This window comes from Anabaena azotica SJ-1 (assembly GCF_047275885.1).
Classification (GTDB): Bacteria; Cyanobacteriota; Cyanobacteriia; order Cyanobacteriales; family Nostocaceae; genus Trichormus_B; species Trichormus_B azotica_A.
In genome coordinates, this window is sequence record NZ_CP178454.1 from 3,334,173 (window position 1) to 3,357,224 (window position 23,052).

Here is a 23,052-nt window from a genome sequence, read left to right on the forward strand (position 1 = left end):
ATTTTGTGATTATAGACACTTATTTAATCCCTAACGCCCCTTAATCTGACTCATGATTCCTGAATTCTGACAATTTAAGGGTTATCTGGTAAAAAATCTTTGATTTTTTCAGCAGGGGTATATTTAAAAGAGTCTATTCTTAATTTTTCTTGTATCATGTAGGCACTACCTAGCACTATAATACTGAGCATTAATAAAATGTAGGTTGTCCCGACAAAGCTATTGATGACCTTGAAGTTTGAATTTTTTAAACGGTGTAGTGAACGCTTTTCTTTACCCATTAAACAGACTAGATAAAATCTGCGTTTAAAAAATGGGATAGAAAACCTCACATCTACTGCTGATGAGTTATTCATCCGGTCTACAAATATCTTTTTTAACTCTGCTAGTTGAGGATCAGTAAAAGTTTTGGATATTTCAGCAGGAACACGAGCTAAAATTCTTTGTACGATAGGATCGTTTTGATAATCATCTTGATTTGAATAATGTTGATGAACCATTTTATTTTTCTCCTTTTTGATTAGTATTAATGTGTATTAAAAATAAGGGCTATGTTGACTGTCCCAACATTTATTATCTTTCCAATCTCTATTTGCTCTTTCACAGTCATTTCGATTTTCAATCCAAGGTATGGAGGTAGGAAAAACTGCTTGGCGTTTTGCATGAACTAGAGATTTAAAGAAAACTAAGGTTGAAAAACTACCAGTTATAATAATAAAAGAGAATACCATTATGAAGAAAATATTACCAGGTGTCCAAAGAGGGTATAAGTTTTTTTCATATTGTAAGCGTTGTTTTGAACGTCTTTCTTCACCTGCTAATATCACTAAATAAAAACTTATGAGAGAAACAGGAAAAGATATTCTCAGGTCGATGGAATGATCATTCCATTCACGGCTTGGGAAACCCTTTTGAAGGGCTTCAATTTGCTCTTTGGTAAAAGTGGCAGCTATTTCTGGTGAGACTTGAGCAAAAAAGTTTTCACGGAGAGGATTAATATCCTGTTTTTTTTTATTTTGTAATATTGTCATATTTTTGTTGCAGAGATATTTTAAGATTAAGCTTATTACATCTATTAGTTAAAAAATAACACATTTTTTTTTAAAAGTTTACTGTAATTACACCAAAAAATTTTTCGTGTTTTTGGCAAATACCACTTATTTCGGACTATATTTTGTGATTTGTATTGATGATAATCTTACGAAGAAGCAGTCAAGTAGACAATAGGGAAATTTACTGAAGCGTATCCCAAAATTTGTTGCTTAGAGGGGAAAGGTAAAGAAAAACCTTTACCCTTTCAGCTTTTTCTAAACTAATTTAGGACTTCCAGGTTCAAAATTTAGTCAAAATTGGGTGTTGTGTTCAGATGGACTGCACCGTATTACAAGGGGTTTACACTTAGGTAGGATTTTCATTTACTATTAGTATTACTACTTATAGAACCAGCAGTGACGATGACTAGATTTTCTGGTTTAATTAACTCTTCAATTGCTTTCTGCACTTGAGTCATAGTTACTGCTTGAATTCGTTGGGGAAATTCACGGATTTCAGTGGTGGATAATCCGAAAACAGCATTGTTCAAAATGATGCTGGCGACTTCGCTAGGATTAGCTAAATCTACGGGATAGCTGTTGGTAATAGAACGTTTAGCTGTATTTAATTCTGCTTCAGTTATACCTTGGCTACGTAGTTGTTTGAGTAAGGCGATGGTACTAGCGATCGCTTTTTGAGCGTCACCAGGTGCAGTTTGCATGGAAATTAGAAAGGGTCCAGGATTGATTCCCGCAGCAAAACCACTGTAAATACCATAGGTCAAACCCAAGCGATCGCGCACTTCTGTACCCAAACGGCTGGATAAAGTATCACCACCCAAAATTTGATTTAGCACCAATGCCGCATAAAAACGCGGGTCTGTACGAGAAATCCCATTGTAACCAAGGTAAGTTACAGCCTCAGCTTTACCAGGAATTACTGTATTTATTTGTTTTAAATCAGACAACACATTTGCGGTTGCAGGGTTGATAACAGGAGGTTTACCCTTGGCTTGCCATTTACCAAAAGCCTGATTTAGCTGAGATTTGACAAGCATTGGCTCAAAATCACCGACAAAAGTTAGCGTTGTAGCATCTGGTCGATAGTGTGTGTGATAGAAATTCACCACATTTTCACGAGTGATACTTTGTAAACTCTCAATGGTGGGGAAACTGTGAAAAGGATGATTTTCTGGGTAAATTGCTTGCTGAAATACCCTTCTTCCCAGGGTTCTAGGGTCATCTAGCTGGACTTTGAGACTGGTTAATTCTCGTTGACGACTGAGTTCTAACTGGTCTGCGGGGAAGTTGGCATTCTGTACTACATCTGCTAACGTTTGCACTAATAACGGCAAATTAGCTGATAGTCCTTGACCACTAATACTTACACCTTCACGATTAGCACTGAACGCTAAACTAGCACCTCTATCTTCTAAAGATTGTGCCAAAGTCAAAGCATCTTTAGTCTGAGTACCATTCATTAAGTTGGTAGCGGTCAAATTCGCTAAACCTGCTTTTTGATTACTATCAAATTCATTACCAGCGTCAATTTGTCCACTAATATTCACGGTGGGAAAGCTGCGGTCTGGTAAAAGCAGGACTTTCAAGCCATTGGCTAATTTGAACTGCTGTGGTAACGATTGTTGGTTAGTATTGGTGGCTGATGTTGTTGGTGGTAGATATTTGGCTAATTCTGCGGGGTCTACAGGTTGACCAGGACTAAAGTTTTCTACAGTGCGTCCAGAACCGCTATTAGTAGTTCCTGCTTGACCATCTGCTAAAGTTGGTTCAAAAAAGCCAAGAGTTTGTTTTGCTGGGTCGAGGTATTTTTTAGCGACTCGCTGCACATCTTCGGGGGTAACTTGAGCGATCGCACTCAAATACTTTTCAATATAATGATAATCTCCAGCAATAACTTGATTATACGCCAATTGACTCGCTTGACTGGTGATATCTTGATTATTCAAAATAAAACCAGCTTGGAGTTGTGTTTTCGCTCGGTTTAATTCTTCAGATGTAACAGGTTGGTGTTGTAGCTGTATCAAACTTTGCTGAATCGTATCTGCTATTTTACTTAATTTTTGACCAGGTGCGGCTGTGGCACTAATTTCATACCAACCTGGTTCTATAAGTTCCGCAGCACCACCACTGACTGAACTAGCCAATCCTGATTCCACCACAGCTTGATACAGTCGAGAACTACGTCCACCTGTGAGAATAGCATCCATAACATCAATTGCCGGTACATCAGGATGCTTGATATCCGGTAAGGGATAGACAGCTTGTAGTAATGCGGCGCTTCCTGGTTGTTTGAGGACTATGGGCGTTTTTTGAGCAGGATTAACCGCTGTTACAGCCGAAGAAACCTGAAAATTAGTCTTTTTCCCCTTTGGTAGTTTGCCAAAAGTGGCTTTAATAGATTTCAGTGTCGGTTCAGTGGTAAAATCACCTGTGACTACTAAAGTCGCATTTTCAGGACTGTAGTAAGTTTGGTAATAATTCCGTACTTGCTCAACCGTGAATTTCTCCACATCAGCTTTTGTACCTCCCACTGGTAAACCGTAAGCACGGTTAGGGAAAGCCACTTTTCTGACTTCCCGATCTAAACGATATTCTGGGGAATTTTCATAACCTTGCAACTCAGAAATAACGACACGCTTTTCACTGGTTAGTTGCTCTGAGCCTATTAAAGCATTTTTCATGCGATCGCTTTCCAGAGTCAGCAGTGCTTCTAACTTATCTCGCTGCACCGTACCAAAATAAGCCGTTTCATCAAAACTAGTAAAAGCATTAAACTGACTACCCAAAGCACTAAATAACCGCCCAAACTGCACCGGACGGTTAGTAGTACCCTTAAACATTAAATGTTCAAGTTGGTGAGAAATCCCATTTTCTCCTTTTCCTTCATTGCGGGAACCAACCTTATACCAAACCTGCACACTGACCACAGGAGCAGTATGTACTTCTTTAGTGAGTACAGTCAAGCCATTTTCCAACACCGTTTTTTTCACACCCTGGGTAAAAGAAAGTGCAGAAACAGGAGTAACCGCTGGTGTGGCAGCAGTGGTAAAATTGCCAGAAAACGGCACAACACTCAGAATCAAACTAAGACACAAACCTAAAAGCATATATGAGCGTAACTTCATAAGCGGTTGAGATGAAACAACAAAACCCCAGGTTTTGGGGTGAAAGGTGAGTTAGAAAATCTATCTTTTGGGGGATGACAGGTATTAAACCAAAGTTGAGATGTGAATGAATAAGCAGGTTTTCCCATTCCTCTAGTGTAGTCATGAAATTCTGATGTGAAAAAGAAGAGAGAAAACTAACCGCAGAGGCATTTTGTTAAAAGTTTTTGGTTTAAGGGTGAGTGGGTAGATGAGTTGTGGTGTGCTATTTTGCGTGAGGAGTGGGAAAGATAGAGTAGTTATAATAAGTGATATTATTAATTGGTTGCATTAAATGGTTAAGTTATGGAACGGGAAGCTTTAACAATCCGTTTTCCCTCAGAATTACTGGCAAAAGCTAGGAAAATCAAAGAAAGTAGCGAATCTTTCAATGATTTAATAGTTGAAGCTTTGGAACGTGAAGTCAGACGTAGAAGGGCATTGTCTGCACATCAGCGAATTATTACCAGAAGCGAAACCGTTAAAGCAAGAACTGGTACACAAGCCACTTCTACCGATATAATTCGCAGTCTCAGAAGTGGTGAGGGGAGACGTGACTAGAGTTTTGTGCATAGATACTAGTGTTTGGATACCTTACCTTATTCCAGAAATTTATCAACCTCAAGCTAGAAACCTACTCACAGAAGCATTAAGCTTGGATATACGTTTAATAGCTCCTGCTTTTGCTTGGGCAGAAGTTGGATCTGTACTACATAAGAAAATGCGGATAGGAGTCATTACCAAAGAGGAAGCACAAGGTTTTTTTGAAGACTTCTGTGAACTTCCCATTGATTACATTGAAGAAGAAACAATTAGGGTAAAAAGTTGGGAAATTGCCGCAAAATACAGTTTATCTACCCTTTATGATGCAGCTTTTCTGGCTTGTTCTGAAATGACATCTGCTGAGTTTTGGACTGCTGACGCTGCACTGGTTAGACAACTCACACCCAAACCTGATTATTTGCGAGAAATAGGCGAAATAGTCAATTAAAATTATTCCTATTTTGTAATTTGTGAATCTTGATTATGCAAGAAATAACCGCCAATTATGATGAATCTTGGAAAGAAGCATTAACCGAATATTTTGAAAGCTTTTTGACATTCTTTTTCCCAGAAGTTCATCAATTAATTGATTGGACAAAACCTCCACGTTCTCTAGATAAAGAATTACAGGAAATTACAGCTTCATCAGAGACAGAAAAACGGATTGCTGATCAACTTTATCAAGTTTGGTTGCTTGATAAAAGAGAAGTTTGGATATTAATTCATGTGGAAATTCAAAGTCAATATGAAGTTGATTTTGGTGAACGGATGTATATTTATAATTACCGTTCCTTTGATCTGTATCACAAACCTGTAGTTAGTCTCGCCGTTTTAGGTGATGAAAGGAATAATTGGCGACCTAGTGCGTATGGTTATTCCCTTGGTGGGTGTGAGGTTAGTCTGAAATTTCCCATTGCTAAACTGCTTGACTATGAATCTCGCTGGCAGGAATTAGAAGCTAGTGATAATCCATTTGCTATCATAGTAATGGCGCATTTGAAAACTAAAGCAACCACTGGGAATTTAACAGAACGGGAACAATGGAAATGGACATTAATTCGCGGACTGTATGATAGAGGCTTAACAAAAGAACAAATTGTTAAACTCTTTAAAATCATTGACAAAATGATGACTTTATCTGAGCAATTACAACGAAAGTTAGTGAATAAAATTAATAGTTTTGAGGAGGAAAGAAAAATGCCTTTTATCAGTCCTACAGAAGAATTGGCAATAGAACGCGGTAAAGAGATTGGGAAGGAGATTGGTGCTTTACAAAAGGCTCGTGATAGTGTCAAAACTGTTTTGCAAGCTCGACTGGGTGAGGTTTCTTTAGAGATTATAGTATCTCTATCTCAGATTTCTAATCTATCTATTTTGGATGAAATGTTGAAGTTGGCAGTAACAGTTAATTCTTTGGATGATTTTAAACAGGCTTTGGAATTGGCAACATCTAAATAATTAATGGCGAATGGAATTTGCTAAACTAAATTAGTTTTCAACCCACCAGTTGCTTTGCTGAATTGTAACGTCGGTGGGTTTTATCTGTCTAGACGTAGTTAATAACCGCGATTAGTTCAAATAATTCATCCTGCAAATATGCAACGCCATAAGATTTAGCAAATTTAGTATTATATTTACCTTTATAGCGATCGCACTCAAAACCACGGATGACATAACGGGTGATTGTGCTTTTTGCATCTTAGCTGAAAATGAACAACAGGCGGAAATTGGTTTTACCCTGTTTATTGGACTATTTATTTACAGAGTATAAATTGCATTGTATCCGGGCAAATCGCGACTCTGCTAACAAGGGGTTTAGTAATGCGGGTTATGCCGTGTAGTTTTAATACCAGTCATCTAACTGTCACAGAAGTGACAATAAATATATGTCACTTGTTTATAAAAAATGAAGTTACTGAGATATACTATTGATTACCAGGAATGCTTTTAATACCAAAAATTGATCACATCTATGAATATTCTACTTAAACCCGTTCTTAGTCTAACCTATAACCAAATCAGCAGCTTTGCTTATTCAGACAACTTCTGGAATCTATTCGATACTACATTTGGTACACAATATGACCGTAGTTTAGCGGAAATTCTGCGTTTACAGTGGCTATCTGGTGATTTTAGTCAAATTCCGCAAATTGAGATTCTTGATAGTAGCATTCTTGGCAATGCTAACGGTGCTTATGCAAGTAGCACGAATAAGATTTATTTATCAAATACCTTTGTTAATACTTCCACAGATGAAACTATTAGTGCGGTTCTTTTAGAGGAAATTGGGCATTTTGTAGATGCTTTTGTCAATCAGACAGATAGTGCTGGAGACGAAGGGGCGATTTTTTCTGAATTAGTGCAGGGTGAAAGTCTTGATGCTAATACTTTACAGGCTTTGAAGGCAGAAGATGATCATGCAACCTTTACCATAAATGGGCAAATTATTCAGGTAGAACAGCAAAATTTTACGGGAACGTCAGGGAATGACACTATTACAGGAACATCGAGCAATGACACAATTAATAGTGGGTTAGGTTATGACACAGTAGATGGAGGTGCAGGTACAGACCTGTTAATCCTAGATTACTCCTCCGTTGACACTAATCTTGATGTGGGTGGTATTGGATCTTCAATTAGCAGTAGTAGTACAGGAGGGTTTAACGGATATTTCTACGCATATTATGGTTCATTTTATGGTACTTATCGAGTTAATTTCAGCAACATAGAACAGTTTCAGATTACCGGAACAGGAAGAAGCGACAGTATTTCCACAGGTGATGGTAACGATACCATTAATGGTGGTGCAGGGAATGACAATATTAATGCAGGTGGTGGGAATGATACCATTAATGGAGTTAATGAGACACTCCTGACTCCAGGATTAGGAGAAAAAGACACTCTCACAGGTGGTACTGGGAGCGATCGCTTTATCTTAGGAAATGCTACCACGGCTTATTATGATGATGGCAATACTCTAACTACTGGTAGTAACGACTATGCCGACATTACCGACTTCAACACCGGAGATATTATTCAACTGCAAGGAACAAGCAGTAATTACCTTCTAACTGTTGTCGGTGCAGACACTCAAATATTAATCAATAAACCCGGAACAGAACCTGATGAACTCATTGGAATAGTCCGAAATAAAACAGGCTTGAGTCTGACTGGAAGTAGCTTCGCTTATGTTACTCTTCCCAGCATTACCCTAGCTGTATCTCCCAGTAGCGTTACCGAAGATGGAACAACCAACCTAGTTTACACCTTCACCCGCACAGGTAGTACCACCAACGCCTTAACCGTTAACTACAGCATCGCAGGTACAGCAGCTAGTACCGACTATACTGGTGCAACACCCGGAACAGGAAAAACCATCACCTTTGCCGCTGGTTCAAGCACCGCAACCCTAACAATAGACCCCACAGCGGATACCACATTTGAAAGTAATGAAACCGTGGCTTTAACTTTAGCTGCTGGTACAGGTTACACCGTTGGTACAACCACAGCCGTGACGGGAACTATTACCAACGATGATGTAGCTTTACCCACTGTTACCTTAGCTGTTTCACCTAGCAGCGTCGCTGAAGACGGAACAGGCAACCTGCTTTACACCTTCACCCGGACTGGTGACACCACTAATACCCTTACCATCAACTATGACATCACTGGTACAGCAGCTAGTACAGACTATACTGGTGCAACGCCCGGAACGGGAAAAACCATCACCTTTGCTGCTGGTTCTAGTACCGCAATCCTAACAATAGACCCCACAGCAGATACCACCGTTGAAGCTAATGAAACCGTGGCTTTAACTTTAGCTGCTGGTACAGGTTACACCGTTGGTACAACTACTGCTGTCACTGGCACTATCACCAATGATGATGTTGCATCTTCTGTCACAATTAACCTAAATGCAGACCAAACAGTAGTTGAAGGTAGAACCAGTCCACAGAACGTCCGGTATACAGTTACCCTTTCTGCTTCTAGTACCCAAACTATTACTGTTCAATACGCAACCAGTAACGGTACAGCTATAGCTGGTTCAGACTACACCACCAGAAGCGGAACATTGACCTTTGCCCCTAATACTACCAGTCAATTTATTGATATCCCCATTATCAATGATGGCATTAATGAACCAAATGAAACCTTTACCCTAACCCTGACTTCTCCCACCAATGCCAGTTTAGGAACTAAAATCACCGCTACCACAACCATTACTGATACCCTGACCGCTTCTGTTACGACTACCCTACCAACAAATGTAGAAAACCTGACTCTTACAGGAACAACGGCTATCAATGCTACAGGTAATGCTGGTAATAATGTCCTTACGGGTAATAGTGCCAATAACGTTCTTACAGGTGGAAATGGTAATGATACTTATGCTTTTGTTGCCAATTCTGCTTTAGGAACGGATACGATTACAGAAACGACAACCGGGGGAACGGATACTATTGACTTTACTGGTACGACTGTTGGTGTAAATGTGAATTTGGGTGTCACTACATCACAGACTGTCAATAGCAATCTCAAACTCATTCTGTCTGCTAACAATGTCATCGAAAATGCGACAGGTGGTGCAGGAAATGACCGTTTAACAGGTAATACACTGAATAATACCCTGAGTGGCGGTGATGGCAATGACCAACTGCAAGGGTTAGCTGGAGATGATAGCCTTCAGGGAGGAGCAGGTAATGATATCCTCAACGGAGGATCAAGCAATGATAGCCTCTGGGGAGGATTGGGTGATGATATTCTCACAGGTGGACTCGGTAATGATAAATATCTCTTCCAAAGCGATAGTGTCTTTAATACCAGCTTAGGTGTTGATTACATTAGCGAATTTGAAGCCGGATTAGATCAGATTGTATTAAGTAAAACCACCTTCAATGCCATTACTAATATTGTAGGAGAGGCTTTCACAGACTTTGCTATTGTCACTGATGATGATTTGGTGAATGCTAGTAATGCCCGAATAGTTTTTAGTCAAGGTTCTGGCAGCTTATTCTATAACCAAGATGGCAGCGTTTTGGGTGCAACAGCAGTTTTTGAATTTGCTCGTTTAGGTAATCTTGACATTACTCTTAGCAGTAGTAATTTCAGTTTAGTTGCCTGATATTTGTGATTTTTTGTTTCACAAAAAGGGTGGGAAACACCCACCCAAAAATTAAACCTCAACCCCCAAAACCCTCACCAAAAACCCCCACTTATCCGCCGCTTCCTCAATAATTTTCGCCGTTGGTTTACCCGCACCATGTCCTGCTTTTGTCTCAATTCTAATCAATACTGGCGCATTACCAACATGACATTCTTGTAAAGTTGCAGCAAACTTAAAACTATGGGCAGGAACTACCCTATCATCATGATCTGCGGTAGTAATTAAAGTAGCAGGGTAAGCCGTTCCTGGCTTTAAATTATGCAACGGAGAATAAGCATAAAGAGTTTTAAAATCCTCTGGGTTTTCTGAAGAACCATATTCAGCCACCCAAGCCCAACCAATGGTAAATTGATGGAAACGCAACATATCCATCACACCAACTGCGGGTAAAGCAGCTGCAAATAATTCAGGGCGTTGTGTCATACAAGCACCCACCAATAAACCACCATTACTACCACCACCAATAGCTAACTTTTTAGGTTGGGTGTAATTATTAGTAATTAACCATTCAGCCGCAGTAATAAAATCATCAAAAACATTCTGCTTTTTCTCTTTCATTCCTGCTTGATGCCATTCTTCTCCATATTCACTACCACCACGCAAATTAGGCACAGCATAAACTCCCCCCATTTCCAGCCATACCAACAGGCTAACGGAAAAATTGGGAGTTAATGAAGCATTAAACCCACCATATCCATAAAGATAAGTGGGGTTATTACCATCTAATTTAATCGCTTTTTTATGAGTGATAAACATCGGTAATTGTGTACCGTCTTTACTTTGATAAAAGACTTGTTTTGTCTCATATTCATCAGGATTAAAATCTACCTGGGGTTGACGGAAAATTTCACTTTTACCCGTTTTCATGTCGTAGCGGTAGATAGTTCCGGGAATAGTAAAGCTGGTGAAACTATAAAATGTTTCTGTATCATAACTTTTACCACCAAAACCGCCAGCAGAACCGAGTCCTGGTAATTCTACTTCGCGGATAAAGTTACCAGTGAGATCAAATATTTTAATTTGGCTGTGAGCATTGTGGAGATAATCAGCCACAAATTGATTATTTAAAATGCCAACACTTTCTAATGTTTCTGCTGCTTGGGGAATAAGTTCAACCCAGTTTTCTGAAGCTGGTTTTTTAGTATCAATGGCAATAACTCTACCGCGTGGGGCATTTAAATTTGTGCGAAAATAGAAAACACTATCGTCATTATCTATAAAACTGTAATCTGCCTCAAATTGGTTAATTAATTCGATTACTTCAGCATTAGGGTTAGTCAAATCTTTGTAAAAAACCAAGTTTCTGGGGTCAGTTCCCAACCAAACAGAAATAATCAGATATTTGCCATCTTCGGTAACACTGCCGCTAAAACCCCATTCTTTTTGATCTGGACGATGGTAAATTAATATATCTTCTGATTGAGAAGTGCCAAGTTTGTGATAATAAAGCTTTTGGTAATAATTAACATCCTCTAATTTAGTTTTTTCATTTGGTTCATCATAACGACTATAGAAAAAACCTTGATGGTCATGAGTCCAAGATGCACCAGAAAATTTAATCCATTTTAAATAGTCTTGTAAATCTTCACCTGTTTGAATATTTCTAACTTTCCATTCTTGCCAATCTGAACCAGAGGTAGATAAACTGTATGCTAAAAGTTGACCATTTTCACTTATTTCAATTCCTGAAAGAGCAACTGTACCATCTTCAGAAAGGGTATTAGGGTCTAGTAAAACTCTAGGTTCTGCATCTAAACTGGGGAGAGTATAGAGAACACTTTGGTTTTGTAGTCCGTCATTTTTGAAATAAAAATAGTTTTCACCTTCTTTAAAGGGAATACCATATTTTTCATAATCCCATAATTTTGTGAGACGCTGTTGAATTTTTTCTCGCGCTGGGATTTGGTTTAAATAATTGAAGGTAATTTTATTTTGTGCGTCAACCCAAGCTTTTGTTGCTTCCGAATCTGGATCTTCTAAAGCACGGTAAGGATCGGCAACCACAGTACCATGATAATTATCAACTTGATTGCTTTTTTCGGTGGTGGGATATGTAATAGGTTGTTTAGAGTAGGACATAATTAACAGTTAACAGTGATTAGTTAACAGTTAACAATTTTGGGATAAAAAAGGCAATAGGCAATAAACAGGTGTAAATGTAGCAGGAGAAATTAATTCTTGTTAACTCCTCACTACTGTCACCTATCAATTTGATAGCTTGATGAATTGCCTGGACGGGAGAAATTAATTCTTGTTAACTCCTTACTACTGTCACCTGTCACCTGTCACCTGTCACCTCTCTTTTAAGCTATCACCAGTTTTTCCCCTTTCAGCATCCGGGAAGCGGCTTCTAGTAGTGCTTCTTCTAGATAGGGTTTGGTAAAGTAACCACTAGCGCCTAGTTGAACGGCCATTTGTCTATGTTTGTCTGCACCTCGTGAGGTGAGCATGGCGATGGGTAAATGATTGAGAGTACCGTCTTTTTGGATGCGTGATAGCAATTCTAGTCCATCACATCTGGGCATTTCGATGTCACAGAAGACGATATCGCAAGGTAAACCAGAACGGAGTTTATCCCAGGCTTCTTGACCATCACGGGCTTGTTCAACGCGATAACCTGCTTTGTTGAAGGTGAGGGAAAGTAGTTCTCGAACAGTGATTGAGTCATCGACTATTAGCACTGTGGGTTCAATTTTCACTTCTGGGGCTTCAAGCATGGGCGGAACGGTTTTCCGCTGCCAAGAACCGCCACCAATTTGTCTGGACATCTTGCCTTGGAAGATGTCGATGATTTCTAAAACGTCGGCAATGGGCATAATACGACCATCACCAAGAACGGTAGCACCGGCTACACCACTGGGTTTGGGTGCTGGCCCTTCAAATTGTTTAATAACTATTTCTTGCTCGCTGAGAACTTGGTCTATTTGGAGGGCAACCATTGAATTGCCCGATCGCAAAACGACGACTGAAACCATGTCATCATCTCGTGTACTGCTGTAGATACTGGCGCGACTGATCTGGCGATTGAAGGCTAAGATTTCTTGTAAAGGTCGGAATGGTAGAACTGTATCCCGCCAGTAAATAAATGATTGTCCATCAATATCTTTGTGAATGTCTGTGATGGGTATATCTAGTGTGTCTTCTACGCCGTCCATTGGGAAGGCAATTCTGGATTTATCGGAGATGCAGCAGAGAGCTTTGCAGATACTCAGGGTGAGTGGTAGACGAATGGTGAAGGTGGTTCCTCTCCCTAGTACAGAATCTGTGCTGACTGTGCCGCGAATTTCGTTAATATCGTTTTCAACTACGTTCATGCCCACACCCCGGCCTTTGATATCATCAATTTCATCGGCGGTGCTGAAACTGGGTAGGAACAAGAGTTCATAGAAGTCTTGGCGCGTCATATTTTGCGCTTCTTCTGGTGTGATGATCTCTTTTTGAATTGCTTTGAGTTTGACCTTTTGGTGATCAATACCTGCACCGTCATCGGTGACGGAAATGACTGTTTGGTTGCCTTGGTGGAAAGCGCGGATGGTAATGGTGCCGACAGGTGGTTTACCTGCTGCTTTGCGGGCTTCTGTGGTTTCAATACCGTGAGCGATCGCATTGTTGAGCATATGAGTGAGTGGATCACCGAGATGATCCAAAATCATTTTGTCAATTAATGTATCTGCCCCTTCTGTCACTAACTCTACTTGTTTTCCATACTTGATGCCGTTATCCCGCACTCCTCGACGCAAGCGATCAATGGCTTGAGCAAATGGCACCATTCGCGCTTTGGTGAGTCCTTCTTGTAGCTGGGTGGTGACTTGGCGGAACTGCCGCGCTACTCGCTCGGTTTCTTCGGTGACAAAGTCAATGTCGCTGGCTGACTCCCGCAGTCGGACAATATATTCTATGGTTTCTTGGGAGAGGGTATGGAAGAGGGTAAATTGATCCATTTCCAGTTCGCTGAACCCTCTGTCATTATTAGCAATGCTCGATTGTCCATATTCTCTGGATCTGCGGCTGCTTAACAGAGAAGCTTCTAGGAGCGATCGCTCATATAGCTCCTGCATTCTTCCACCCACATCGGACAGATGCTGTACTTGAATCAGCAAGTTATCTAAGGACTGTCGCAGACGTTCATGATCCTGCTCTAAGGTGTTACGATTTACCACCAACTCCCCTACTAGGTTACTCATTTCATCCAGTTGTTTAACTGGAATTTTCATGCTTTCTTCTCTGAGCCGACGAGTTGTAGGACGTGGTGTTTTGCTGGGAGTAGATTTTGTAGTTCTGCCTTGAGATGCAATGGTTTGATTGGCTTCAGCCAGCAATTTTTCTAAGTTCTTAAATTCATCAGATATTTCTGAGTCCACAAAAGCATTCTGAGCTTTGGAGACTGCGGTTTGACTGACTATCGGTGCTGTTTTAGGTGTTTGTGTTGCTTGGGAATCATCTGTATTCAGCAATGCTTCTAAAGCTGCAAAATCCACATCTGGCATGGACTCCAGATTGGGAGATAGATCTATTTCTTCATCTAATAATGATTCTAAATCCGCAAATTCATCCAGGATATGAGCCTGATTTTCTGGGTTAGCTACTGCTGTCGTTTCTGCCTCTAGTTGTTCATGATTTGCTTGTTCAAAGTTTACCAAAAACTGATTAGATAAATCATCTGTATTTTCATTTTCCAGCCCCAATTCTAGGAAAGTCGCATCCCAGGAGGCTGTATCTATGTCTTGTACCAAGGTTTCGTTGATTTCTTGGTATTGTGTATCTGGCTGTGTCGGGACACTCAAATTGAGAAGACTGAAATCATGATCAGTATCAATCTTTGTATTTTCCTGGCGCTCAATTGTTGAGGAACTTTGGCTGATATTCTCTAAAGAGACTAAAGCATTCTCATTGTTGTCATCAAAACCAGAAAAAATATCTAGTTCCAGGTCAGTATTTGTTTCAGAAGCTTGGTTAGTAAATTCTGGACTAAAATTCAGAGTTTCTGGTTCAGGAGAGAAGCTATAAATGTCTGGTAAGGACAATTCATTATCTTCAACAATGCTAAAAGTATATTGGGAATCTGACCAGTCAGAAAATATATTCTCCTCTGCCTCTGATGCCAATCCCAAATCCCCTACTTTTTCTGGCTCTGGAGCAGTGAAATCAAAGTCATCCAAGTAAAAATTCAGGTTAGGAACTGGCTGTTGAGTTTCACCTACAGTTTCTGTAAATGATGCAAATATATCTTCTTCTAATTCTCTGACTACATCTTGTCCGACTCCAGCATTTAGTCCTAACATTGCTGTTGTATCTGTCGTATTCCAGAAATCGAAATCATTTTCAGCTTGTAAATTTTCTGCTGTTGTTGTTTCTGGTAAAGAAAATATATTTATATCAGCAATTTCTAAATCTTCGGTTTTTTCTATTGATAAATCTGCTTGGATAACGGGTTCTATGTCGTCCAGGAAATTATCTGCAAACAAGCTTTCTGGTTGAGGCTGTTCTGATGTGGTTTCACCAGCTAAATTTATTTCTTCTAGGGAATCAATGTGGTTAGTGGCTAAAAATTCGTCAAAACTGCTGGTAGTGAATACGGATGCTGGTGGTGTGATTTCCTCTGAAGAATGTGATTCGTCATCATCTGGTGTTAATCCCCAGAGACTTTCCACTAATTCATCTGTATTGATATTTGTTAAGTCAATTTCTGCTGAAGATTGTGATTCTTCTAGCTCATTTATCGTTACTTCTTCATTATCAATATTAGGTAGGGAGAATTCTAAATTAGTATTAGTAATGGCAATACCACTATGTTCTGTATTCTCTGGTTCTGAAAAGAGTTCTCCGAAGAATAGGTCTTCTGTGATATTAGTGGAGTGCTGATCATTGCCAGTGTCATGATCCAATGGTGAAAGTAAATCAGCTAAATCGGCATCACCATACTCAAATTCAGCGTCATTACTTCCTATTTGATGAATGGTAGTTTCTATGTTTTCTTCATTTTGCCAATGTTCTTCTAAATCAGGTGTCTCACCTTCAAATAAGTCGGCTAAAGCCCCCAATTCAGCAGTTCCTACTTCTAGTCCATGATGGTCAGGAGTATTGCTATTGAGATTGAATATGTCGTTTTGATCAGTGAATAAGGAAGTGGCATTGACAGATGTTGTATCTGTTTCTGTTAGTGCTGTTTCTGGCAGTAGTACATTATCTGTATGTTTTTCTAGTATATTTGCCACTGGTGTGACTGTTGGTTGGTCTTCAACCCAATCAAGTTTTAGTTCATCTGGCCACTCAAGTTCGGGAATTAGTTCCAGTGCTTCTAATTCCTGACAAACGGTTATTTCTGCTTCTCGACCTTGAATAACCAATTCTTGGGCTTGTTTAATTTCGGTAATAACTATTTTAGCTAAGGTCAGATAAGTATTGTCAGGATTGGCGATCGCATTGGCAGCGGCTTGAGACAATTTGCACCAATTGGACAAATTCATTGTCTCCCCAAGTTTAACTAACTTGTGACAGCATTCCTGTAAATTATCCCGTGATGAAGGTGTGTTACCTTGCTTAAACAGTTGCAACATCTCCCGCAAGGATTTTAATACATGAGAGTGAAACTCTGACCACTGTTCACTAGCTGCTGCTGGTTTTTCTGGCTCTTGTTGAGGTACTAAATCCTGTTTTGGTGCTTGTATGGGTGCAGTTGCAGGGATGGGAGTGGTACTTGCTCCTGATTGTTCAACCAGTAGTTCTAAATGTTGATTTAGTCCCTCCAAGAATGGTTCAGTTTCTAACATCAAAGTATTAGCCGTTTCTTCTGACAAGCCAAACGGACTACCCACATGATCTAACAACGCTTTTAAAGTATCAGAGACACCAAGAAACAAAGACTCTAGCTTTTGGTCAACCTGAATTGGATGCTCTTTGAGAACTTTAAAACAATCTTCCAAACGGTGAGATGTCTGCTGGATACTGTTTAGACCCAGCATAGCTGCCCCTCCTTTAATGGAGTGAGCAGCCCGGAAGACTTCGTTGATCATTTCTGGGTCGTTTAGGGTATCTTGTAGCTTCAGTAACCCCTGTTCGATTGTATTCAGGTGTTCTCTGGCTTCTTCAATAAAGTAACCCAAAATCCGTTGTTGTTGTTCCGGCTGCATAAACAAGGATGAAGAATAAAGGATGATTGACACTCCCCAACCTCAAGGTACAGGGATTCTTAAGTGGCCTAAAGGCTGATGTCAGGTTAGGAGCAAGGTGAAGCACAAATCTATTTTATACTTCATCCTTATTCCTTTATCTAGATTCAATGGTTTCCACCCGGAAGCGTTCCACGGAAGCAATCAAATCGCGGGATACTCCCACTAAGTGTTGTAAAGCGGCTGAGACTCGCTGTGCTTCTTGGGATGTTTCTTGGGCTGTGAGTTCCACTGATTGCATCACCTGAGCGACAGCGAGAGAAGTTTCTGTTTGTTCTACAGTATCGCTGGTAATTGAGCGTACTAGACTATCAATGTGATCAGCTACTTGAATAATGTTTTCTAGCGATCGCTTGGCTTCTTCTGCTAGTTTTGTTCCTTTAATTACCTGTTGTGTACCTTCTTCCATCGCTGTCATTACAGAGCTAGTTTCACTCTGGATTTGCATGACGATTTGTTCAATTTCTTTTAAAGATTTGGCAGATTTGTCAGCTAATTGGCGGACTTCATCGGCTACAATTGCAAATCCTCTGCCCGCTTCTCCGGCTCTTGCTGCCTCAATACTAGCATTGAGCGCCAATAAGTTGGTTCTAGAAGCAATTTGGGATACCAAGGCGACGATAGAGTTAATTTCTTGGGAAGATTCTGCTAATCGCTTCACTTTGCGGGTGGTTTCTGCCACTGTTTCCCGAATTTCCAAAATCCCTGCCACGGTATTTTCTACTGCTTCACCACCTTTGAGAGCGATCGCACTAGCATCACGAGCTACAGTTTCTGCTTCTTTTGCCGCTACTGCTACCCGTTGAATAGATTCGGTCATTACCTGTACGGAATTCAATGTTACAGCTAACTCTTCTGCTTGACGCAAAGCATCCCCAGATAATGCTCTAGCAAAGGTTTCTGAATTAGTCGATCCTTTGGTTACTTCTCTTGCCGCTACTTTTACCTGCTGCACAATATCCCGCAAGTTTTGAATTGTCAGGTTAAAGGCATCCGCAACAGCACCTAGTACGTCTGCTGTCACCTCTGCTTGCACTGTTAAATCTCCTCTAGCCGCGCCTTCTACGTCGTCTAAGAGGCGAATAACTTGGCGTTGCAAGTTTTCTTTTGCTTCCTCCTGTTCCACCGCTTTCCGTTGCGCTTCATTGGTAGTTGTGAAAATTACCCGCGCCATATCGTTGAAACTGGTGGATAAGTAGCCTAATTCATCTTCTGAGTAAACTGTGGCTTGAACATTGAGATTTCCCTCTCGCACAGCATCAAACTGAGCTTGTAAATCCTTAGTAGTGCGCCGAATTTGCTTGAGTGCGAGATTACCCATAAAGCCAGCCGTCACACCACCAGCCACTCCTGCGGCCAAAGCCATTGCCCAACCTGTATTCCGCACCGATTCCCGTTGTGAAGGTTCTGAAAATTGTGTAGCGCCAAAGCTAATTAAAGCTGCTACCACGGCGGAAGTTAGTCCCACTGTTCCAGCTATGTACCATTGCTTTTTCTCTAGAGACGCATTCTCAAAAAATCCAAACAGGCCTTGATCTATATTGACAGTTGGCTCTAGTTTAGACGCATCTGTTTCAGTAAATACAGGAACTGCTTCTTGGGCTCCAGTAATTGTGAATAATTCTTCATCACGGTCAACAACGTTATTGATGGCAAAATCATCAGTAAAACTACTATTGCTACTGGTATTACTAATTCGATTATCCCTGGTGTCTGACAATAACTCCATATCATTGTAGTTAGAATCTCCACTGAGATCAAAGCTAGGAATACTGCCTAAATCATCAAATTCGTCAAAATCATCCAAAAATTGGATATTTTGTGGAGTTTCTCCCTGCAATCGGTTATTATCTTCATCACTAGCAAAGCTTTCTGATCCAAAGGCAGACTCAAATGCTTCTAAATCAAAACTATCATCATCAAAGTTGTGTTGATTTAGTTTGGTATCTGAATTAACTTGCCGATCATATCTAGCAGAATTGTTATTCAAAGATGAAGACACTTGATTATTAAAGTTAGACTGTGAGTTATTGTTTAGTTCCTCTGGAATTTGTTGTAACCAATTATCTGCACCACTCAAAGAAGTCTCGTCACTGATGTCTATAAAATCATCTGTAGTGAAATCATCATGGAGTTCTTGTTCATCTTGTTCATCAATGACGACATGAAGATTTTTCTGACTATTGCTGGAAAAGCCCAAATTCCCCATATTTATATTCTCAAATTCTGGTGAATCTGGTTGCATGAATGATTCAGGCAGCGATGAACCGTTATAGTCATTTGATAAATTAATCTCTCCAAAATGTGAGTTCATCTCCTCATCATTCATGCCTGAATCCTTTTGATCAGAATTTCCATCCAGGTCAGAGAAATGATTATTTTTTTGCCAGACAGGTGGTAAGTCCAATTCTCCTTCGCTGCCACTACTGCTTGCTTCTACTTCAGTAAATGGTTGATCTAAGGTCAATGGTAAGTCGAAAGCTCCTAATGCTTCGCTGCCACTGCTGCTTGCTTCTACTTCAGTAAATGGTTGATCTAAGGTCAATGGTAAATCGAAAGCTCCTAATGCTTCGCTACCACTGCTACTTGCTTCTAATTCGGTAAATTCTTGATCTAAAGCAAAAGGATCATTACCAAAATCTACTGTGTTACTGGATATTTGATCAAAGTTCAGACTGTCTATTGAACTATCAAACGGATTACTTGCGGATATATCTTCGAGAGCTTCTCCAGATAGTTCATAATCACCAAAAGATTTGAGATCAAAACTGGAGTTATCCAAGTCTCTACCAATTCCTAAATCTAGTGATTCTCCTTCATTAGTTACCAGTCCGTTTGATGTTTCTTCATAATTGATTAGTTGTTCAAATTCTAGTTCTGCTGCGTCTTCACGCAATGATTGTAGATATAGATTGATATTTTCAAGATAACTAGTGGCAGAGCCAATAATTTCTTCATCATCTGTTAAATGAAACACCTGTTCATATTCGGCTTTTGCTGTTTCAAAATCCTGCAAAACATAGTATATGTGACCCCGCAACAGATGGGAATTGGGATCATCTGGTAGATTATTGACAGCTTGGTCTACTAAAGTAGCCGCAACCTCATAATCTCCTTGTGTATACGCTGTGACTGCCTGCTGATATTGAGAATTTTGATCATCTATATTTGTTGCCATTTCCACCCTCCCGACTTCATCCTGCCCACCTAGCACTTCGCAAAATTGCTGTTTGATCTATTAGTCGCAGATACTTATTATTGTTAGTATCTAACCATTCTCCACGTAAAAAGGGAGCCATAGTATCTGGGATGTTATTTGGTGGCATCAGATGTTTTGCATCTAGCCAGCCCATACCACAGATTTGATCGACCCCTAAGCCTACTATTATGTCTTGATCTTCAATAGCAATTACTGGTATCTCAGATTTATCTGTATTTAAGGGAGTTGCATCCCCTAAAAATTGTCCCAAATCTGCCACCCAAATTAATCGCCCTCGCAAATTAAGAGTGCCTAAAAGCAGTGGAGAAGCGTTAGGAATTGGGGTAATACGATCAGGACTAAGTTCTATTACTTCCCGGATGCCAGTTGCTTGCAATGCAAATTCCTGATGTGAGGGAATGTAAAATCTTAAATGTAACTCGCCTTCAGGACTTTCTAGTTGTAATTCTGGGCGAAATTGGTCTTGACCACTACCACTTAAAAAGTCGGGTTTGCTAACCATGTTGTTTTCATCCTTATCCTCGCAGCAGTTGTTTGACTGTTCCTACCAATTCAGTTGGTTGAAACGGTTTGGCTATGTAAGCGTCGGCTCCCTGTTTCATACCCCAATAGCGATCAAATTCTTCACCTTTGGATGAACACATGACGACAGGGACATTTTGGGTCTTGGGATCGGACTTTAAACGCCGACAAAGTTCGTAGCCGTTCATCCGGGGCATGACAATATCTAAAACTACTAAATCGGGAGGTGTGCTTTGAATTGCTTCTAAAGCTTCTACTCCATCCCCCGCATGGGTAACAGTTAGGCCACTAGCTTTCAGGAGGTCTGTAATCATCTCCCTTTGGGCGATACTGTCTTCAACAATCAGAACTGTACTCATAAATCCCTATCTACCTCCTGCTTTATACTTTCTTGCTTTGGAATTTTCCCCAATTGTCTATACAAGCGATTTATTGTATAAATTACTTCTATGGTTTCAATAATTTACTGGGTATGGCAGTTTTGCTAGTGTTGGCTGATTCTGTGATAACATTTTTTACCCTATCTTTGAGCAATTCCACAAGTCTTGTATTCTGTTTATATTCCCACAGCCGAATCTATGTTGATATATTTTTCCACAAGCATGAGTAATTCAGTGTCTGCAAATGGCTTGGTTAAATAATCTGTAGCCCCAACCATCCTGGCTCTGACGCGATCGATAAATCCTTCTTTCCCTGTCAGCATGATAATTGGTACAAGACGAAATGCTGTAGAATGTCGCAGCATGGAGCATATTTCATATCCGTCTAATTCTGGCATGGCAATGTCACATAAAATTAAATCTGGCTTGAGTTGAAAAACGAGGCTGAGGGCTTCTAACGGTTTGGTGATGGAAATTGCTTCATACCCTTGTGGTTTTAAGATTGACTCTACTATTTCACAAATGGCGATCGCATCTTCAATGCATACTACCCGTCCTTTATGCTGATCTATCTGCTGCCAGTTTGGTGGTTGATTATTAGCACCTGAAGCCACAGAATATACTAGTTGTAACCATCCCTGTTGTACGTAAGGATATATTGCTTTGGCAACGGTTAAAATATCACGATTCAGATAACGAGCCAATTGGCGCAACGTTGTTTTACCATCAGCCCAATGTTGTAATTTATTCACTGTTGATGCTAGTAGTGCATCATTTAGTCTAGTCGTGTCTGCCAGAACTAGTAACTGTTCTGGTGATTGTATATGTGGATATAACTGCTTCCATTCTTGCACTTGCTTGGTAATTTTTGTCACCAACACCGTAATTTCCAAGTTAGTTAATTGTGGGACAAGTGCGGCACCTAAATCAAAAATGAAACTGCCTTGGTGTAAGCTCAGTAAATCAAATAGTGTCTCATGCACTAAGCCATGAATAATATTCCGGGCTACTTTTGGAGTGATTATATTCTGTTCCAAGAGTGACCAAATGTAACCATACTCCGGAGAATTCATTGATTCTAAGGTGGCAAGCTGCGTTTTATTAAGCCGTTGCTCAACTCGGTAGTGACGCAAATAATCATCTATTCGGGATAAACTACTTTCACCAGCTTGACAATAAACTATTTGCCCGTTGAGAAAAAATACAAACCAAGACTGTGGTTTACTTTCCCCTCCAGGACGATGCTTGATACCGTCTTCTGGACTAAGTTTATGACTCTGATAAGAACTGTGCGCTTCCACCCACAACTGCCCTGTTCTTTGTCCTAAAGAAATCAGTTGTAGAATACTGCAAATATCAATCTCGTTTAAATTTCCCTGCATTTAGCTAAAAAACCCTCCTTGACTTTCCAGACAGATTACTTGATTAATTGTTACCAAAATTAGGGTGTAGGGTGTAAGGGTGTAAGGGGTAGGAGGTAGGGGTTAAAGAAAAATTATTTGATGAAATCAACACCCTGCTCGATATCCTGAGTGGTTTAAACAGTTACTAGTACAGGTTGGCGTAAATAAACATACCATTCTCAATCGCTAAAAAGCTTACTCCATAATACTTTTGACTTTTGACTTTTGACTTTTGACTTCCGCCTTGCGGTACTAGCCCCCTCAATTTTATTGATGGGGATACCCCACACCCTTCTTAACTTCAGGTTTTCCATATTTCCAGTAGAATGGCAGGATGATTATCTATGCCAGCATTTGTAGTAACCAAGTATGACTATTGTGTGATGGATTTTTGACAAAAATAGTGTTCACACGGTAGCCATAGTCACTATTATGTATACAGGATATAAAAGTTGC

General features: G+C 40.1%; 13 protein-coding genes. 4 read left to right on the top strand and 9 right to left on the bottom strand.

All coding sequences use genetic code 11. The annotated features are described in order from the left end of the window. Positions 1-74 precede the first annotated feature (74 nt). The 3 genes from ACLLO5_RS14785 to ACLLO5_RS14795 all read right to left on the bottom strand — a co-directional run bounded on the left by ACLLO5_RS14785 (position 75) and on the right by ACLLO5_RS14795 (position 4,177). Positions 75-500 (bottom strand): hypothetical protein, encoded by a 426-nt coding sequence (locus ACLLO5_RS14785; protein WP_413171273.1) that lies wholly within the window; start codon positions 498-500, stop codon positions 75-77. 36 nt (positions 501-536) lie between these two features. Beyond that, positions 537-1,031, bottom strand: a complete 495-nt coding sequence (locus ACLLO5_RS14790; RefSeq protein WP_413171274.1) for a hypothetical protein — start codon at positions 1,029-1,031, stop codon at positions 537-539. Between the two features lie 380 nt (positions 1,032-1,411). Continuing rightward, entirely contained in the window at positions 1,412-4,177 is a 2,766-nt protein-coding gene (locus ACLLO5_RS14795; RefSeq protein WP_413171275.1) for a M16 family metallopeptidase, read from the bottom strand. Between the two features lie 324 nt (positions 4,178-4,501). Between ACLLO5_RS14795 and ACLLO5_RS14800 the strand changes: the two genes are divergently transcribed. The 4 genes from ACLLO5_RS14800 to ACLLO5_RS14815 all read left to right on the top strand — a co-directional run bounded on the left by ACLLO5_RS14800 (position 4,502) and on the right by ACLLO5_RS14815 (position 9,860). After that, positions 4,502-4,756, top strand: a complete 255-nt coding sequence (locus tag ACLLO5_RS14800; protein WP_413171276.1) for a YlcI/YnfO family protein — start codon at positions 4,502-4,504, stop codon at positions 4,754-4,756. After that, positions 4,749-5,186 carry a type II toxin-antitoxin system VapC family toxin gene (locus ACLLO5_RS14805; protein WP_413171277.1) on the top strand — a complete coding sequence of 146 codons (438 nt, stop codon included), beginning with the start codon at positions 4,749-4,751 and terminating at the stop codon, positions 5,184-5,186. Before ACLLO5_RS14800 ends, ACLLO5_RS14805 begins: the two co-directional genes overlap by 8 nt. 35 nt (positions 5,187-5,221) lie before the next feature. Then, positions 5,222-6,196, top strand: a complete 975-nt coding sequence (locus ACLLO5_RS14810; protein ID WP_413171278.1) for a hypothetical protein — start codon at positions 5,222-5,224, stop codon at positions 6,194-6,196. A gap of 514 nt (positions 6,197-6,710) precedes the next feature. Beyond that, positions 6,711-9,860, top strand: a complete 3,150-nt coding sequence (locus ACLLO5_RS14815) for a beta strand repeat-containing protein (RefSeq protein ID WP_413171279.1) — start codon at positions 6,711-6,713, stop codon at positions 9,858-9,860. 51 nt (positions 9,861-9,911) lie between these two features. Here the strand turns inward: ACLLO5_RS14815 and ACLLO5_RS14820 are convergent, their stop codons facing one another. The 6 genes from ACLLO5_RS14820 to ACLLO5_RS14845 form a co-directional block, all read right to left on the bottom strand. Next, positions 9,912-11,981, bottom strand: coding sequence for a prolyl oligopeptidase family serine peptidase (locus tag ACLLO5_RS14820; RefSeq protein ID WP_413171280.1), 2,070 nt, complete (start codon positions 11,979-11,981; stop codon positions 9,912-9,914). A gap of 224 nt (positions 11,982-12,205) precedes the next feature. Continuing rightward, a complete protein-coding gene (locus tag ACLLO5_RS14825) occupies positions 12,206-17,032 on the bottom strand; it encodes a response regulator (RefSeq protein ID WP_413176098.1) in 4,827 nt (1,608 codons plus the stop codon). Positions 17,033-17,168: 136 nt separating this feature from the next. After that, positions 17,169-20,249 (bottom strand): methyl-accepting chemotaxis protein, encoded by a 3,081-nt coding sequence (locus ACLLO5_RS14830; protein ID WP_413171281.1) that lies wholly within the window; start codon positions 20,247-20,249, stop codon positions 17,169-17,171. 16 nt (positions 20,250-20,265) lie between these two features. Beyond that, positions 20,266-20,793: a chemotaxis protein CheW gene (locus ACLLO5_RS14835; RefSeq protein WP_413171282.1), complete on the bottom strand. Its 528-nt coding sequence runs from the start codon at positions 20,791-20,793 to the stop codon at positions 20,266-20,268. Between the two features lie 13 nt (positions 20,794-20,806). Continuing rightward, on the bottom strand, positions 20,807-21,172 hold the full coding sequence (locus tag ACLLO5_RS14840) for a response regulator transcription factor (RefSeq protein WP_013193093.1): 366 nt from the start codon (positions 21,170-21,172) through the stop codon (positions 20,807-20,809). A 197-nt stretch (positions 21,173-21,369) separates the two neighbouring features. Further along, positions 21,370-22,575 carry a response regulator gene (locus ACLLO5_RS14845; protein ID WP_413171283.1) on the bottom strand — a complete coding sequence of 402 codons (1,206 nt, stop codon included), beginning with the start codon at positions 22,573-22,575 and terminating at the stop codon, positions 21,370-21,372. Between the last annotated feature and the right edge of the window lie 477 nt (positions 22,576-23,052).

Coding starts and splice junctions, on each gene's coding strand:
- ACLLO5_RS14785 (WP_413171273.1), bottom strand. CDS start 500: ATGGTTCATCAACATTATTCAAATCAAGATGATTATCAAAACGATCCT.
- ACLLO5_RS14790 (WP_413171274.1), bottom strand. CDS start 1,031: ATGACAATATTACAAAATAAAAAAAAACAGGATATTAATCCTCTCCGT.
- ACLLO5_RS14795 (WP_413171275.1), bottom strand. CDS start 4,177: ATGAAGTTACGCTCATATATGCTTTTAGGTTTGTGTCTTAGTTTGATT.
- ACLLO5_RS14800 (WP_413171276.1), top strand. CDS start 4,502: ATGGAACGGGAAGCTTTAACAATCCGTTTTCCCTCAGAATTACTGGCA.
- ACLLO5_RS14810 (WP_413171278.1), top strand. CDS start 5,222: ATGCAAGAAATAACCGCCAATTATGATGAATCTTGGAAAGAAGCATTA.
- ACLLO5_RS14815 (WP_413171279.1), top strand. CDS start 6,711: ATGAATATTCTACTTAAACCCGTTCTTAGTCTAACCTATAACCAAATC.
- ACLLO5_RS14820 (WP_413171280.1), bottom strand. CDS start 11,981: ATGTCCTACTCTAAACAACCTATTACATATCCCACCACCGAAAAAAGC.
- ACLLO5_RS14825 (WP_413176098.1), bottom strand. CDS start 17,032: ATGCAGCCGGAACAACAACAACGGATTTTGGGTTACTTTATTGAAGAA.
- ACLLO5_RS14830 (WP_413171281.1), bottom strand. CDS start 20,249: ATGGCAACAAATATAGATGATCAAAATTCTCAATATCAGCAGGCAGTC.
- ACLLO5_RS14835 (WP_413171282.1), bottom strand. CDS start 20,793: ATGGTTAGCAAACCCGACTTTTTAAGTGGTAGTGGTCAAGACCAATTT.
- ACLLO5_RS14840 (WP_013193093.1), bottom strand. CDS start 21,172: ATGAGTACAGTTCTGATTGTTGAAGACAGTATCGCCCAAAGGGAGATG.
- ACLLO5_RS14845 (WP_413171283.1), bottom strand. CDS start 22,575: ATGCAGGGAAATTTAAACGAGATTGATATTTGCAGTATTCTACAACTG.